At 60.5% G+C, this 14,136-nt stretch carries 16 protein-coding genes and 1 pseudogene; 4 read left to right on the forward strand and 13 right to left on the reverse strand.

The window, feature by feature from the left end; genetic code table 11:
• Window positions 1–133 precede the first annotated feature (133 nt).
• Window positions 134–1,165 carry a methyl-accepting chemotaxis protein gene (locus JFT63_RS28345; RefSeq protein WP_075723273.1) on the forward strand — a complete coding sequence of 344 codons (1,032 nt, stop codon included), beginning with the start codon at window positions 134–136 and terminating at the stop codon, window positions 1,163–1,165.
• A gap of 349 nt (window positions 1,166–1,514) precedes the next feature.
• Here JFT63_RS28345 and JFT63_RS28350 read toward each other — a convergent pair whose 3' ends face one another.
• The 8 genes from JFT63_RS28350 to JFT63_RS28385 form a co-directional block, all read right to left on the reverse strand.
• Entirely contained in the window at window positions 1,515–2,309 is a 795-nt protein-coding gene (locus JFT63_RS28350) for an ABC transporter permease (RefSeq protein ID WP_003465028.1), read from the reverse strand.
• Window positions 2,310–3,239 (reverse strand): ABC transporter permease, encoded by a 930-nt coding sequence (locus JFT63_RS28355; RefSeq protein WP_003465031.1) that lies wholly within the window; start codon window positions 3,237–3,239, stop codon window positions 2,310–2,312. It abuts the gene before it with no gap.
• A gap of 325 nt (window positions 3,240–3,564) precedes the next feature.
• Window positions 3,565–4,617 carry an ABC transporter substrate-binding protein gene (locus JFT63_RS28360; RefSeq protein ID WP_198845246.1) on the reverse strand — a complete coding sequence of 351 codons (1,053 nt, stop codon included), beginning with the start codon at window positions 4,615–4,617 and terminating at the stop codon, window positions 3,565–3,567.
• Between the two features lie 280 nt (window positions 4,618–4,897).
• Window positions 4,898–5,122 carry a DUF2798 domain-containing protein gene (locus JFT63_RS28365; RefSeq protein ID WP_003465037.1) on the reverse strand — a complete coding sequence of 75 codons (225 nt, stop codon included), beginning with the start codon at window positions 5,120–5,122 and terminating at the stop codon, window positions 4,898–4,900.
• A gap of 54 nt (window positions 5,123–5,176) precedes the next feature.
• The gene (locus tag JFT63_RS28370) at window positions 5,177–5,878 is read right to left on the reverse strand and encodes a cysteine hydrolase family protein (RefSeq protein ID WP_003465039.1); all 702 of its coding nucleotides are present in this window, start codon (window positions 5,876–5,878) and stop codon (window positions 5,177–5,179) included.
• Window positions 5,879–5,968: 90 nt separating this feature from the next.
• Window positions 5,969–6,559 (reverse strand): TetR/AcrR family transcriptional regulator, encoded by a 591-nt coding sequence (locus JFT63_RS28375; RefSeq protein ID WP_003465041.1) that lies wholly within the window; start codon window positions 6,557–6,559, stop codon window positions 5,969–5,971.
• Window positions 6,560–6,640: 81 nt separating this feature from the next.
• Window positions 6,641–7,318 carry a GntR family transcriptional regulator gene (locus JFT63_RS28380; protein WP_016487046.1) on the reverse strand — a complete coding sequence of 226 codons (678 nt, stop codon included), beginning with the start codon at window positions 7,316–7,318 and terminating at the stop codon, window positions 6,641–6,643.
• A gap of 69 nt (window positions 7,319–7,387) precedes the next feature.
• The gene (locus JFT63_RS28385; RefSeq protein ID WP_016487047.1) at window positions 7,388–8,122 is read right to left on the reverse strand and encodes an SDR family NAD(P)-dependent oxidoreductase; all 735 of its coding nucleotides are present in this window, start codon (window positions 8,120–8,122) and stop codon (window positions 7,388–7,390) included.
• Window positions 8,123–8,350: 228 nt separating this feature from the next.
• Between JFT63_RS28385 and JFT63_RS28390 the strand changes: the two genes are divergently transcribed.
• Genes JFT63_RS28390 through JFT63_RS28400 form a run of 3 tightly spaced genes read left to right on the forward strand, consistent with a single transcriptional unit; the run spans window position 8,351 to window position 11,822 of the window.
• A complete protein-coding gene (locus JFT63_RS28390) occupies window positions 8,351–9,382 on the forward strand; it encodes an ABC transporter substrate-binding protein (RefSeq protein WP_060501537.1) in 1,032 nt (343 codons plus the stop codon).
• Between the two features lie 53 nt (window positions 9,383–9,435).
• Window positions 9,436–10,503, forward strand: a complete 1,068-nt coding sequence (locus JFT63_RS28395) for a phosphotransferase (RefSeq protein WP_016487049.1) — start codon at window positions 9,436–9,438, stop codon at window positions 10,501–10,503.
• Window positions 10,500–11,822 (forward strand): aspartate aminotransferase family protein, encoded by a 1,323-nt coding sequence (locus JFT63_RS28400; RefSeq protein ID WP_016487050.1) that lies wholly within the window; start codon window positions 10,500–10,502, stop codon window positions 11,820–11,822. Before JFT63_RS28395 ends, JFT63_RS28400 begins: the two co-directional genes overlap by 4 nt.
• A 4-nt stretch (window positions 11,823–11,826) precedes the next feature.
• Here the strand turns inward: JFT63_RS28400 and JFT63_RS28405 are convergent.
• The 5 genes and pseudogenes from JFT63_RS28405 to JFT63_RS28425 form a co-directional block, all read right to left on the reverse strand.
• Window positions 11,827–12,324, reverse strand: a pseudogene (locus JFT63_RS28405) (ABC transporter ATP-binding protein); the annotation flags it as partial.
• Window positions 12,291–12,848 (reverse strand): recombinase family protein, encoded by a 558-nt coding sequence (locus tag JFT63_RS28410; RefSeq protein ID WP_003100847.1) that lies wholly within the window; start codon window positions 12,846–12,848, stop codon window positions 12,291–12,293. The gene JFT63_RS28410 and the pseudogene JFT63_RS28405, both read right to left, overlap by 34 nt.
• Window positions 12,842–13,213 (reverse strand): hypothetical protein, encoded by a 372-nt coding sequence (locus JFT63_RS28415; RefSeq protein WP_003100853.1) that lies wholly within the window; start codon window positions 13,211–13,213, stop codon window positions 12,842–12,844. Before JFT63_RS28415 ends, JFT63_RS28410 begins: the two co-directional genes overlap by 7 nt.
• Window positions 13,210–13,710, reverse strand: coding sequence for a hypothetical protein (locus JFT63_RS28420; protein ID WP_003100856.1), 501 nt, complete (start codon window positions 13,708–13,710; stop codon window positions 13,210–13,212). The genes JFT63_RS28415 and JFT63_RS28420 overlap by 4 nt, the downstream gene beginning before the upstream one ends.
• Window positions 13,707–14,033 carry a hypothetical protein gene (locus JFT63_RS28425; RefSeq protein ID WP_003100858.1) on the reverse strand — a complete coding sequence of 109 codons (327 nt, stop codon included), beginning with the start codon at window positions 14,031–14,033 and terminating at the stop codon, window positions 13,707–13,709. Before JFT63_RS28425 ends, JFT63_RS28420 begins: the two co-directional genes overlap by 4 nt.
• Window positions 14,034–14,136 lie beyond the last annotated feature (103 nt).

The following is a 14,136-nucleotide window of genomic DNA, read 5'->3' on the forward strand; positions in this document are numbered from 1 at the left end:
TAAGCGCTTCGACTTCAAGTGTCCGATCGAGGTTATGGACGAGGTGATGCAGGAAGCTATGGCTATGCGGCATGATGCTCCAGCTTCAATTCAATAACCGTGTTGCACTCAGCTCCTGTAACCGCCCACTTTAATGTCAGGAAGCTTAAGCTCTGTTAGTGTTTTGGCTATTCTCTCTCCTCTTGGAAGACTGGTTGAAAGAGCCAGGAATATTTCCAATAACCCATTAAGTCAATCCCTCTACACTGGGCGCACCGATGAGTTTGGCCAAATAGAGTTTGCTTTACGAATGATGCAAGCTGAAACAGGCGCCATAGTAGGTCGCATAGGTGATGCATCAAATCGGCTTAGCGAACACACCCGAGGCCTACTAAAGGATATTGAGTCAAGCAATGTACTTACAGTTGAGCAGCAGGCAGAGACAGATCAAATAGCAACGGCAGTAAACCAAATGGCGGCAAGCATTCAAGAGGTTGCGAGCAATGCACAGCATGCTGCAGATGCGGCCGGAAGAGCAGACACTGAGACGGCATCTGGCCAGCGTCTGGTAGCCCACACAAGCCAGTCAATCACTGCCCTTGAAGGTGAAATTAGGCAAGCCGCTCAGGTTATTCATGAGCTTGAAGGTCAAAGTAACGAGATATCAAAAGTTCTTGACGTTATACGAGGGATCGCCGAGCAAACGAATTTGTTGGCACTCAACGCAGCAATTGAGGCCGCGCGTGCTGGTGAGCAGGGGCGTGGTTTTGCTGTTGTCGCCGATGAGGTTCGCAGTCTTGCTGCTCGCACACAGCAATCGACAACGGATATTCAAAGCATGATCAGCGCTCTACAAGAGCGAGCGCAATCCGCTGTTACAGTCATGGAGCAAAGTAGTCGGCAAGCGCACACGAGTGTAGCTCACGCAGAGGAAGCAGCTACAGCTCTTGATGGAATTGGCCAACGCGTTAACGAAATTACCGACATGAACGCGCAAATAGCGACTGCGGTCGAGCAGCAGGGAGCAGTAAGTGAAGACATAAACCGCAGTATTATCAATATACGCGATGCTGCTGATACCAATGTACAGACCGGGCAGAATAATTTGCAAAGGGCGAAATCTGTCGCTCAGTTAACTAGCGCTCTGAGCGAACTGGCAAAACAGTTTTGGGAAAAACGAGGATAACGCTTTTCAGTATCTCGACAGGGATAACTTACTTTACCATCGGTTATCCCTTTTAGCCGCACAAATTTTAGCCATGGCTTTTCAGGAAGTCAGGGCTATCAGAATGGCCTTAGAAAGCCTAGTCAAAGAGCTGTCACGAGAACACCGTTAGCTTAGCGTACGATTTTTTCCGAATTCTGCGGTTCCCCCGAGATGGGCCTGGACACGGGTGATAGATGCTGAATTAAGCCGTGTGACGGCAGGCTGTGCTGGGCTGCACGTCGGCATGGGCGTGCGTGGTCAGGACGCAAAAACACACTTGCCCGCAATGGCGGGCAAGTGTGTTTGCAGAGGGGGAGTGCGTTGTTGGTTATTGTTTGTTGCGACCGGCAATCACCACCAGGATCAGCGACGCCAGGATCAGGATCGAACTGATAGCGGCAATGGTCGGATCGATCTCGTCGCGCAGCGCCGTGAACATGCGCTTGGTCAGAGTCTGGTTGTCGCCGCCGGAGATGAACAGCGCCACCACAGTTTCATCCAGCGAGGTGATGAAGGCGAACAGTGTCGCCGAGACCACACTGGGCTTGATCTGCGGCAGGGTCACGGCCATGAAGGCGCGAAAGCGGTTCATGCCCAGGCTGCGCGCCACCATTTCCTGGGACATGTCGAAGTTACGCAGACCGGCCAGCAGCGCGATGATCACGTAGGGCAAGGCGAGCATGATGTGCGCCAGCACCAGGCCGGTCAGCGTGCTGATCAGGCCGACCCGGGCGTAAACGAAGAACACGCCGGCGGCGATCAGGATGATGGGCACCATCATCGGCAGCAGCAGGATGATCTGCAGCGTACGCACCACCTTCAGGCTGGAGTTGTTGATGGCGTAGGCGGCCGCCATACCAATCGGCAGGCTGATGGCCATGGTGAAAAATGCCGTGATCAGACTGACCCGCGCCGCCGACATCCACTCCACGCTGTTGAAGAACGCCTCGTACCAGTGGAAGGACCATTGCTTGGGAGGGAATTGCAGGAAGCGCGCCTCGGAGAACGACATGGGTACCACGATCAGCACCGGGATGATCAGGTACAGCAGGATCGCCGCGACCAGCACCGTGAACAGCACGTGGGACAGGCGAAGGTGACGCAGGTTGGCAAGCAGGTTCATTTAGCGCGCTCCCAGGATGCGTTCGATGGGGATGAAGCGATTGATGCCCCAGAAGATCAGGAACACCACAAACAGCAGCACCAGGCCGACTGCGCTGGCTGCGCCCCAGGCGTGATAGAGCTCGACGTTGCGTTGCACCAGCATCGACACCAGGATCGTGCGGCCACCGCCGAGCAGTTCCGGGGTGATGAAGAAGCCTAGGCAGATGACGAACACCAGGATGGAACCGGCCATGACCCCCGGCGCTGCCATCGGCAGGAAGACCCGGCGGAAGGTGTAGAAGGGTTTGGCGCCAAGGCTCTCGGACGCTTGCATGAGGTCCTGGGGGATTTTTTTCATCACCGAATACAGCGGCAGGACCATAAAGGGCAGCATGACGTGCAGGGTGCCGATTACCGTGCCAGTGGTGTTGTGCATCAGCGTCAGGGGTTGGTCGATGATGCCAAGGTCCATCAGCGTCTGATTGACCAGTCCGCGGCGTTGCAGGAGCACCAGCCAGGCATAGGCCCGCACCAGCACGCTGGTCCAGAACGGCAGGATCACGCAGATCAGAATCAGGTTGGCCCAGAAACCCTGCAGGCGCGAAGCGGCGTAGGCAATGGGGAAGCCCATGACGATCGACAGGATCGTCACCAGGAAACTGATCTTGAAGGTCAGGGCGAAGGTGTCCCAGTAAATGCTTTCCTGGAAAATCCGGATGTAGTTGGCCAGAGAAAACCCTTCCTCGGTCTGGACCGACTGAAAGGCCAGCCAGCACAGCGGCATGATCAACAGCACCACGACCATGACCAGCGCCGGGGTGAGCAGCAACAGCATGGAGGTGTGCTCCTTGCGTTCTTCACGGGCCAGGGCGTCTTCGCTGGTCATGGGCGGCTGGTGCTGCTGGTCGCTGGAGTCGGGCATGGATTTGGCGAGATAGGCGTTGGACATGATGACCTCTCGTCACTGCGCAGTGCTGGAGGGTATCCAGCACTGACGGGTAGCGCTGGCGGTGGCAGTCGTCCTGGCGGACAGCAGGGTGCGGTGCTCGGGTAATGTCATGTGAAGAACTCCCAATGGTGGGCAGGTACTTGAGGCGAGCGCGAGTTGTCTGCACAGGTCACTCTGCGGGACCCTCAGGCCTAATGTACCGGGATGCCAACGAATGAAGTGGACGCAATTGACCGGTGCGCAAGCGCTTTATGTCGAAATCGCGGGGGCAGACGGCATGTCCTGCGCCGAGGCCTCTGGCCTGCGGCGCAGCAACGGCCGATGGCTATTTTTTCTGGACGAAGGACAACCAGCGTTCTTCGGCCTTGACCCCGGCTTCGGAGGCCCACCATTGCGCCGAGAGCAGGGCCTGGCGCGAGATGTTGCCGGGTGCGGAAGGCAGCTTGGTCTCGCGCTCGGCCGGGATTACCCCGGTCTTGAAGGCTTCGGGGTTGAGCGGGCCGTAGTCGATGATCATCGGCAACGCCGCTTGCAGTTTGGCATCGATGGCCTCGTTGACGAATTTCATGGCGGCCACCTTGTGCGGCGAGCCTTTGAGGACGCACAACGAGTTGGTTTCCAGCACACCCTGGTTGTAGTCGAATGCCACGGGTGCGCCGGCGGCCTGTACGGCGGTGATACGGCCGTTCCAGGCCTGGATCATGTCCACTTCGCCGTCGCTGATCAGCTGCGCCGACTGCCCGCCGGACGTCCACCAGGTGGCGATGTCGGGCTTGATCTGCTCAAGCTTGCGGAAGGCGCGATCGACGTCCAGCGGATAGAGCTTGTCCATCGGCACGCCATCGGCCAGCAGCGCGATTTCCAGGGTTGGACGTGGCAGGTTACGTAGGGAGCGCTGGCCCGGGTATTTTTTGGTGTCCCAGAAGTCGGCCCAGGTCTTGGGTACGTCCGCGCCTTTGAACGCGTCCGTGCGATACGCCAGCACCGTGGAGTAGCTGATGTAGCCGACGCTGTATTCGTCCTTGAGGCTGTCGGGTATTTGCGCGGCATTGGGAATCAGCGCAAGGTCGAGCTTCTCGAACAGCCCTTCGGCTTCGCCACGGATGCAGTCGCCAGTGGGCAGGTCCACCACGTCCCAGGTGACCTTGCCGCTCTCGACCTGGGTCTTGATGATCGGGTAGGCCTTGGGCGAGCTGTCCTGTTTGAGCGTCAGACCGAGCTTTTTCGCCGCAGGCTCCAGGATCGCCTTGCTCTGGGCTTCCTGATAAGCACCGCCCTGGGATACGAACGTGATGTCCTCGGCCATGGCCTGGGTGGCGCTACCGATGAACAGGGCCAGACTCGCGAGTTGGAAAGCTGTAGTGCGCAATGTGCTCATGGAAAGACTCCGAATGGTTGGCAGATTTTCTTGGGCGAGCTGTAGGTTTTGTTGTCGGTCGCTCTGCGGGACCATGGAGGTCTAATGTACCGGCTTGTCCGTGAACGAAGCGGCTACAAATGCGCGGATGAAAAGTGGTTTATTGCGAAAATGCGAACGGGCACAGTATTTCGTGCGTCGGGTGCGGGCTTGCGCGCCTGTCGCGAGCAGCCCCGAAGCCCCCGGTAGGAGCGAGCATGCTCGCGATGGCGGTGTGTTGGGTGAGTCATAGCCAAGTCATTCAGCCCACCGTCATCCGCCTCACCACGCGCCGAATCATCGGCGCCGCCAGCACCACCACCGGCAACATCGATACCCACGACAGCGCCCACGCGTTCAACCAGCGGCCGGCAAAGGCCAGGTCGAGCGCATGGGGTGTGGTGGCGATGGCGGCCGCGACCGCGCAGGTCAGGCCGGATTGAACGACGCCGAAAACGAAATGCTCATAACGGGCGGGGATTTTCATCGGGGGTTCTCGAGAAAGAGCGGGGGGGCGCGATGCCCGGCCGCTCGGGCACGATCAAGCCGGTTGCAGTTGCGCGATAGTCTCTTCGGTGGTCCACAGCCCGTGGGCGAGGAAGCGGTAATTGATGATGGCCGCCAGGTAGCCGTCGCCATCCGGCAGGCGCGGGCCGGCGGTGGCGTCGCGTACCACGACTATTTCAAAGCCCTGTTCGAGCAGTTCGCGCAGGTGTGATTCCACGCAAAGGTTGGCCGCCATGCCGGCGAGGATGATCTGCGACACGCCTTTCTTGCGCAATTGCAGCGCCAGGTCGTTGGTTTCCGGGCCGTAGACCTTGTGCGGCGAGGCGATGATGGTCTCGCCGTCGAGAATGTACGGCTTGTAGATCTCGAGGAAATCGGCGCCGGAGCCTTCGAAGTTTTCCAGGGTGTTCGGTCCCTTGCGATCGAACATGCAGATGCTGTGCATGACCTTTTCCAGCGGACCGCCAAAATGCCAGTCGTGGTCGTGCGGGTAGTAATAGTGTGGCGACACGGCCACGGGCAGGTCGTGAGCCTTGAAGGCCTTGAACAGTTTTTCCAGGTTTTCGACGGTGTTGTTCTCGACGATGCTCTCACCGAACACCGCCCAACTGGCGCCGGCAGGGCTGAGGAAGTCGTTCTGTGGGTCGATGACCACCAGGGCGGCTTTGCTCAGGTCGAGCTTGAAACCAGTGGCAGGCAGTGCGGGTTCGGCGGGGTCGGCGTACAGATGGCTCATGACGATTTACCTCTTGGGTGCTTGCGTGGATGAGACGTGAATGTTGCTTTATATAAATGACCAGTCGTCTTATTAATGAGGAAAAAAAACTCACTCCAATAGCCGAGGCAAGACCATCGATACGAAACGCTGCAGAGGTGCACCGTCGCGCAGGACCTTGCCGCGCATGACCGCACCTTCCCAGCCTTCGACGATGACACTGGCCAGCGCTTCGGCGTCGTGAGTTTCAGAGAGTTCGCGGCGCTGCTGCGCTTCACGCAGGCAGCTCGCGAGCAAACCTTCCCAGCGCGCCAGCACATCGGCCAGACGCTTGCGGGTTTGTTCGCTGCCATTGGACATTTCCAGGGACAGGTTGCCAATCAGGCAACCCAGGCTGTATTCATGCTCGCCGTGCTCGAGCACCAGGGCCTGGAAGAACTGGCCGATGCGCTCCAGCGGCTTGACCCGGGCGTCGTAGAAGATCGGCCCGTGGCGGGTTTCGATCGAGGTCCAGTATTCCTCGAGGATCTCTGCCGCGAAGTCTTCCTTGCTGGCGAAGTAGTTGTAGAAAGAGCCCTTGGGAATCTCGGCAGCGGCGGTGATGTCCTGGACGCCGCAGCCGTTGAAGCCACGGTTGTGAACCACCTGGCGGCCAATCGACAGCAAACGGGATCTGACTTCGAGGTTGACCGGGCGAGCCATGACAGAGACATCCAGTGATGAGAAAGTTTTAATAAACTAACTGGTCATCTATGTTTCGTCAACAGTCGAATTGACTGCCAATCAGTCCGCCTGCGCCATCTCGATGTACTCGAGCATCTTCTCGTTGCCATCGAGAATGTCACGGCAGATGGCCGCCCGTGCCGCCGCGCCATCGCGGCGCTTGAGTGCGTCGAGCACTTCCCAGTGATGGTCGATGGCCATGCGCTCGTTGAAGTTGCCATAGGCACGGGCGATCAGTGGGCCGGTGCGCATCCACAGGCTATCGAGCAAACCCGCCAGCACCGGCATGCGCGCGATGGTGGTCAGCGCGTAGTGAAATTGCTGATTGCACTTGAGAGCGGCTTGCAAGTCCTGGGCGTTGATCGCGGCGATGTTGTTTTCGATGCAGGCTTGCAGGTCTGCGAGTTCGCTGTCGGTCACCAGCGCGGCGGCCGTCTCCGCAGCCAGGCCTTCAAGCGCCAGGCGGATGCTGCGGATCTCGCCGTATTGCGCGGCGGTGAGGATGGGTACGCGGATGTCACGCGGGGTCTTGAGGATCAGCGCCTGTTCCTTGGCCAGTTGCAGGATCGCGTCGCGCACCGGTGTGACGCTGGTGCCCAGTTGTTCGGCCAGGTCGCGGATGCGCAGGCGGTCATCGGGCTGGAAACGCCCGGTGATCAGTGCCTCGCGCAGCAACTCGTAGATGCCACTGCCCAGGTAAGAGTGATTGAGGGTTTGAATAGGGTAGGGGTTGCTCATTGATCGCTCATCTGCGGCGGATGCCCGGCCCGAATGATGGAAGTTTCCGGCCGGGATTTCCAGATTATTTCAGACGTGCTGACCACCGTTGACATGAATCTCCGAACCGTTGATGTACGACGCGCCTCGGGTGCAGAGGAAATGCACCAGGGATGCGACTTCTTCCGGCTTGCCCAAGCGGTGCATGGGGATCTGCTGATCGACGATCAGTTCGGTCCCGGCAGACAGGATCGACGTCTCGATCTCACCCGGTGCAATCGCATTGACCCGCACACCGTGTGGCCCGAAATCATGGGCCATTTCCCGCGTCAGTGCGGCCAGTGCAGCTTTCGAGCAGGCGTAGGCGACCCCGGCAAACGGGTGCACCCTGGAACCTGCAATCGAGGTGACGTTGATCACCGAGCCTTGCGCCGCCTTGAGCTCATCGAACAGCCCTTGGGCCAGTAACGCCGTGGAAAACAGGTTGACGTTGAACACGCTGAGCCAGGTGGCGTAATCGGATTCCAGCACGCCCAATCGTGCGCCGGCTTCGCCTTTGGGTGAAATGCCGGCGTTGTTCACCAGGGCATCGAGGCGTCCGCCGAGTTTCTCCCGGATCAATGGCAGGCTGCGGCGCACTTCGTCGATGTCTTCCAGGTCCAGGTGGATGTGGTTCAACTCGCCTTCAGCCCAGGGGCAGCCTTCGGTCCAGTTCTGTCGCGAGGCCGTAAACACGCGCCAGCCCGCAGCGTTGAAGTGCTTCACCGTGGCATGGCCGATGCCACGGCTCGCACCGGTGAGGAGGAGGGTTCGTTGCTCGGTCATGCAGGCGCTCCTGAGGAAGGGGTGGAGTGGTGAGACTATACCAGTAAAAATTATGATGCATCATATTCTAAATATGTTACTAATGAGCTGCGCCTCGGAATCATCGCCGTGCGCCGGCCACCAGGTGCAAGACACCCGGCGCTGACCGAAATATTGCTGCCAAAAACAAAAAAACCACCTGCCATCCCTTAGCTGCCGCTCACGCACGTAGCGAATTCGGAGAGACGCATGAACAGCAAAATCGCAACTGTACTGATGCTTGGAATGATTGCCGGCCCTTTGAGCGCCGCTGAAAAACTGACCGTGGTGTCCTTCGGCGGCAACAACCGCCAGGCCCAGGAAAAAGCCTTCTACAAACCCTTCACCTCGGAAAAGAAAGTGGCGATCACGGCCGATGACTACAACGGCGAAATGGCCAAGATCCGGGTCATGGCCGACACCGGGAAAACCAGCTGGGACGTGGTCGAGGTCGAATCCCCCGAGCTGTTGCGCGGTTGTAGCGAAGGCCTGTTCGAGCCATTGGACTGGTCGCGCATCGGCAAGAAAGAAGATTTCATCCCGGCCGCCGTCAGCGATTGCGGGGTGGGTATCTTCATCTGGTCTACCGTTCTGACATACGACCCGAAAAAACTCGCCAGCGCGCCACAGGGCTGGGCGGATTTCTGGGACGTGAAGAAATACCCCGGCAAGCGCGGCCTGCGCCGTGGCGCCAAGTTCACCCTGGAGTTCGCCCTGTTGGCCGATGGCGTGGCCAAGGAAGATGTCTACACCTTGCTCGGCACCGAGGAGGGCGTGCAGCGGGCCTTCCGCAAACTGGATCAGATCAAGCCCGACATCCAGTGGTGGGAATCCGGCGCGCAGCCGTTGCAATGGCTGGCGGCAGGCGACGTGGTGATGACTTCGGCCTATAACGGGCGTGTCACCTCGGCGCAGGCGGAGGGACAATCGTTTGAAATGCAGTGGAATGGCAGCCTGTACGACCTGGATCACTGGGCCATCGTCAAAGGCTCGCCGAAGAAGGCCCTGGCGGAAAACTTCATCGCGTTTGCCAGTGCACCGGTTCAGCAGAAGCACTTTGTCGAGGCCATTCCTTATGGGCCAAGCAACACCAAAACCGTGGCACTGGTCGATGAGGCGGTGGGCAGCAAACTGCCGACTTCACCGGATAACCTGAAGAACGCCCGGGCCACGGATGCCGAGTTCTGGATCGACCACGGCGAAGACCTGGAAGAGCGTTTCATCGCTTGGGCCAACAAGTAATGCAAGGGGCCTGCGCGAGCAGGCCACATCACCGAAGCGAGGAGTCATGAACAATGCCGCTTGAGAAAGTATCGGCGCAACCCTGTCTGCTGGAGGCGGCCCCTGCCCGTGTCAGTGACGGGCAGGTCCTTGGGGTCCTTGCGCAGCACTACGCGATCAGCGGAAAACTCGAGCAACTGGGCGGCGAGCGCGACCTCAATTTCCGGGTCATGCTCGCGGACGGTACGTCGCGTCTGTTCAAGTTGTCGCATCCATTGGAAAACCCGCAGGTCGTGGACTTCCATAACCAGGCCATGCTCCAGATCGAGCGTAACGATCCGGCGTTGCCGGTGCAGCGTGTCTTTGCATCACTCGGCGGGCGATTCGTGGAGCCGGTCGAAATCGAAGGCCAGCGCATGTTGGTCCGTCTCCTGTCCTTCGTTGACGGCTTGCCGCTGCACCGCGTCGCCCACACATCGGTGAATTTCAGGCAGAACCTGGGCCAAGCGCTCGCCCGGTTCGACCTGGCCCTGGACGGCTTCAGCCATCCCGCTGCCGGGCACGTCCTGCTGTGGGACATGCAACACGCCCAGCGCCTCAGGCCCCGGCTGAAACACATCGAGCCGGGCGTTCGTCGCGACCGGATCGAACACAGCCTGGACCGCTTCGAATCCCAGGTACTGGGCAAGTGCGCCACGCTGCGCCACCAGGTGATCCATAACGACATGAACCCGCACAACATCATCGTCGATCCGGATCAGCCCGATGTGTTGCGCAACATCCTGGATTTTGGCGACATGGTCCACGCGCCGTTGGTCAACGAGGTCGCGGTCGCGGCATCGTACCAATTGGGGGTGGCGGGCGACGTCCTGGCCCCGGCGCTGGACATGATCCGCGCCTATCACCAGGTCAATCCCCTCACCGGCGAAGAATTGCAACTGCTGCCGGTGCTGATCTCCACACGCCTGGCGTTGTCGTTGTGCATCAATTATTGGCGGGCCGACCTGCACCCGGACAATCGCGAGTACATCCTGCGCAACTCATACCGCGCCCAGGATGCCCTGGCGGGATTGTCCGCAATGGCACCCGCCGAGATCCACGACAGAATCCTTGCCGCTTGCACCCAGGAGGTTGGCGCATGAGCATGATCAACGGTTTCACTTCTGAAGATGCCGATCGCCTGTCAGACAAGGAAAAACGCCTTGTCGAACGCCGGGCACGGTTGCTCGGCCCGGCCTATCGACTGTTCTACGAACACCCCTTGCACACGGTGCGCGGCGAGGGCGTGTGGCTGTACGACGAACAAGGCCGGCGGTATCTGGATGCCTACAATAACGTGGCGTCGGTGGGGCATTGTCATCCCCGGGTGGTCGAGGCGATCAGCCGGCAGGCCGGGCAACTCAACACCCACACTCGCTACTTGCAGGAGGGCATGCTCGATTACGCCGAGCAACTGCTGGGCACCTTTCCCGAGTACCTCGAGCGGGTCATGTTTACGTGCACCGGCAGCGAGGCCAACGATCTGGCGTTGCGCATCGCCAAACAGTTTACCGGCGGCACCGGCGTGATCATCACCCGCTTCGCGTATCATGGCGTCACGGGTGATATCGCCGAGCTTTCTCCGTCGCTCGGCCCGAGCATGGTTCTGCCACCCCACGTGCGCACCGTTCGCGCCCCCGATGCTTATCGGCTGGGTGCGGATCAAGTGGCCTCGACCTTCGTGGCTGACGTCCGTGCGGCCATCGATGACCTGCGCAAACACGGCATTCGTCCGGCGGCGATCCTGCTCGACGGCATTTTCGCCAGCGATGGCGTCTTTGCGGGCCCAACCGGCTGCATCGCCGAAGGGATCGCATTGGCCCAGGCCGAAGGCCTGTTGTACATCGCCGATGAAGTCCAGTCCGGCTTCGCCCGCACTGGCCTGAACATGTGGGGTTTCCAGCGGCACGACGTGCGCCCCGACCTCCTGACCCTGGGCAAGCCGATGGGCAACGGCCACCCCATCGCCGGCCTGGTCGGTCGAGCGCAAGTGGTCGATCACTTTGGCCAGAACATGCGCTACTTCAACACCTTTGGCGGCAACCCGGTGTCCTGCGCAGCGGGGCAGGCCGTGCTGGACGTCATCCGTGACGAACAGTTGCAGCAGCGCTCGCACACCCTGGGTGAATGTCTGTTGACGGGGTTGCGGGAGCTGGCCGAGCGTTACCCGATCATCGGCGATGTGCGCGGTGCCGGGATGTTCCTGGGGGTCGAGCTGGTGACCGATCGCGCCACAAAAGCGCCTGCCGCCACGCAGACCCGTCAGGTGGTCAACGCGATGCGCGAGCAGGGCGTATTGATCAGTGCTGCCGGGCCGCTGGAAAACGTGCTGAAGATTCGCCCGCTGCTGGCCTTCGAACAGGAGCATGCGCACTTGCTACTGGAAGCGGTCGGCACGGCGCTGGAAGGGCTGCAGCCGTAGCGGTTCAGACGATATCGTCGATCAGGATATGGTGCTGCCCACGGCTGCAGCGTTCGATGCGCGCCTCGACCTTGTACACCGCGCGCAGCATCTGCTCGTTGATCACTTCATGGCTCGGGCCGCTGCCCTGAGCGGTGCCATCGGCGATGACCAGCACCTGATCGGCGAAGCGCAAGGCCTGGTTCAGGTCATGGATGGCGATGAACACGATGACTTCGCGCTTTCGCGCCAGGTCGCGCATGAAGTTCAGCACCTGGACCTGGCGGTGCATGTCGAGGGCGCTGGTGGGCTCGTCCATCAGCAGGATCTGCGGTTCGCGCACCAGCGTCTGGGCGATTGAGACCAGTTGTTGCTGGCCGCCGCTGAGTTCACCCAGGTTGCGGAATGACAGCGGCGTAATGCCCAGGGCGTCGAGGATCTCATCGACCAGTTTCAGGGGTCGTCTCAGAAAACGGAAAATAAAGCACGCTAAGCGTGCGTGGAGGCTGGCACCCAGCGGTACAGCGTCGGAATGGACACGCCGAGGTTCTTGGCCACGTCCTTGGGCGGCACCCCGCTGGCCAGCAGCTTCTTGGCCGACTCGATCTTGCTGTCGGTCATCTTCGGCTTGCGGCCGCCTTTGCGGCCGAGCTGCTTGGCGACTTCCAGCCCGGCGCGGGTGCGCTCGACGGTCAGCTCGCGCTCCATTTCGGCAAGGCTCGCCATGACGTGGAAGAAGAACCGCCCGGATGGTGTGCCGGTGTCGATGGAGTCGGTGAGGCTCCTGAACTGGACACCGTGCTTGTGCAGATCGCCGACCAGATCGACCAGTTGCTTGACCGACCGGCCCAGCCGGTCGAGCTTCCAGACGACCAAAGTATCGCCTTCGCGCAGCATTTCGAGCGTCTTGGCCAAGCCAGGCCGGTCTGCCCGCGTGCCACTCACCTTGTCCTCGAAGACCTTTTTACATCCGGCCTTGCTCAAGGCTTCGCGTTGCAGCTCCAGGTTCTGATCCTGCGTCGAGACGCGCGCATAGCCAATCAACATGGCTTGTCTCGCGCCCGGTCGATGCGTTCCTGCATCGCCTGCATCACTTCTTCGTGGGTGTACGATCTGGCGTTGGCGTCGGTGGCTTGCCGCAGGGCTTCCTCAACCTCGCGCGTCATCCGCTCGTAATCCTCCGGCCACAGCGCTTGCTCCATGCGCAGCGACGCCTGACCCAGCAGGTGCAGCAGGCTGAACAGCCGCATGTCGTTGGTGGCGACGATGCGCTCCCGAATCTGCTCCTGAATAGCTTCGCTAGCCCGATGCGCTTGTGGTGTGGCAGTCCCCTCGTAGTCAGCGGGGAATTCCGCTTCCTCGGCAATCCTTGCCCAGGCGCTGGCCAGCGCCTCGATGGTTGACGTGCTCATTTCCGCCGCTCCTGTGCTCTTTGGCGAATCAACCGGCCAAGGGGCCTCGACGCGAAAACCAGCAGCATCACGCCTATCGGATACCAGGTCGAGAAGACCACCAAGGCATCGAAGGCTGGCCGTCCGGTGTTGGTAGGCAGTACGGCGGTCACAGCCATCAACCCGCCGACCGTCCAGATGATGCGCCACACGTAGGGCATCACGCGGGGCACGTAGCCGTCATCGAAAGCGGTCTGGTAGTAGCGGCGCAGGCCGCGCTCGGCAAGCGCCTGGCGCTGCCGCTCCGACAGCGCATCCGTCCGGCCATACCAGCGCCGGAATGGTGGACAGCGCAGCAGCAAAGGGGTGAAGAGGATCATCACCGCCACGATCGCGACACCCCACGCCATGACGGCGCCGGCATCGGGCCGCTTGGCGTTCTCGATCACGGGCGCGAAGACGCCCGGAGCACCGATCATCCAGAACAGCGCAATGTGCTGATGGAAGGAGAGCTTCATTTGCTCATCCACTTGCGCAGCAGGCGCTTTTTCAGGGAGGCGCGTTCTTGCGGGTTGCGTCCCTTGTGATTGGCGATGCGATCCGCCGTGGCGGCCTGGCGCTTGACGGGCCAGTAGGAGCGGCCATCCTTGCCCATCGACCAGACGCTGCTGGCCTGGTTTTCCAGCAGGGGCAGATGGGCGCTCAGGGCTTCGGGCGACGCGCTGGTCAGCGCCGTGCGCTCACGGGTGCGCCAGCGCTGATGCCAGAGCTTCTTGTCCTCGCGCTCGCTGCCGCAGGTCGTGTGCCCGACGATGGGTGTTTTGCGGCGGCTGCGGCTCATAACGTAGTGGTCTCCAAGAACATTCAGGACTGATCCCAGGCGTCGATGGTCAAGACCTGATCGGCAGGACAGGCGGCTACGCGGTCGGGAACTGGATGGTGTT

The organism is Pseudomonas sp. MF7453 (genome assembly GCF_016405455.1).
Taxonomy (GTDB): Bacteria; Pseudomonadota; Gammaproteobacteria; order Pseudomonadales; family Pseudomonadaceae; genus Aquipseudomonas; species Aquipseudomonas paralactis.

Excerpts from the sequence above, each read along its gene's own strand:
- JFT63_RS28410 (WP_003100847.1), bottom strand. The coding sequence starts at position 12,848 with ATGTTGATTGGCTATGCGCGCGTCTCGACGCAGGATCAGAACCTGGAG.
- JFT63_RS28400 (WP_016487050.1), top strand. The coding sequence starts at position 10,500 with ATGAGCATGATCAACGGTTTCACTTCTGAAGATGCCGATCGCCTGTCA.
- JFT63_RS28370 (WP_003465039.1), bottom strand. The coding sequence starts at position 5,878 with ATGAGCCATCTGTACGCCGACCCCGCCGAACCCGCACTGCCTGCCACT.
- JFT63_RS28390 (WP_060501537.1), top strand. The coding sequence starts at position 8,351 with ATGAACAGCAAAATCGCAACTGTACTGATGCTTGGAATGATTGCCGGC.
- JFT63_RS28355 (WP_003465031.1), bottom strand. The coding sequence starts at position 3,239 with ATGTCCAACGCCTATCTCGCCAAATCCATGCCCGACTCCAGCGACCAG.
- JFT63_RS28420 (WP_003100856.1), bottom strand. The coding sequence starts at position 13,710 with ATGAAGCTCTCCTTCCATCAGCACATTGCGCTGTTCTGGATGATCGGT.
- JFT63_RS28375 (WP_003465041.1), bottom strand. The coding sequence starts at position 6,559 with ATGGCTCGCCCGGTCAACCTCGAAGTCAGATCCCGTTTGCTGTCGATT.
- JFT63_RS28395 (WP_016487049.1), top strand. The coding sequence starts at position 9,436 with ATGCCGCTTGAGAAAGTATCGGCGCAACCCTGTCTGCTGGAGGCGGCC.
- JFT63_RS28365 (WP_003465037.1), bottom strand. The coding sequence starts at position 5,122 with ATGAAAATCCCCGCCCGTTATGAGCATTTCGTTTTCGGCGTCGTTCAA.
- JFT63_RS28385 (WP_016487047.1), bottom strand. The coding sequence starts at position 8,122 with ATGACCGAGCAACGAACCCTCCTCCTCACCGGTGCGAGCCGTGGCATC.
- JFT63_RS28380 (WP_016487046.1), bottom strand. The coding sequence starts at position 7,318 with ATGAGCAACCCCTACCCTATTCAAACCCTCAATCACTCTTACCTGGGC.
- JFT63_RS28345 (WP_075723273.1), top strand. The coding sequence starts at position 134 with ATGTCAGGAAGCTTAAGCTCTGTTAGTGTTTTGGCTATTCTCTCTCCT.
- JFT63_RS28350 (WP_003465028.1), bottom strand. The coding sequence starts at position 2,309 with ATGAACCTGCTTGCCAACCTGCGTCACCTTCGCCTGTCCCACGTGCTG.
- JFT63_RS28360 (WP_198845246.1), bottom strand. The coding sequence starts at position 4,617 with ATGAGCACATTGCGCACTACAGCTTTCCAACTCGCGAGTCTGGCCCTG.
- JFT63_RS28415 (WP_003100853.1), bottom strand. The coding sequence starts at position 13,213 with ATGAGCACGTCAACCATCGAGGCGCTGGCCAGCGCCTGGGCAAGGATT.
- JFT63_RS28425 (WP_003100858.1), bottom strand. The coding sequence starts at position 14,033 with ATGAGCCGCAGCCGCCGCAAAACACCCATCGTCGGGCACACGACCTGC.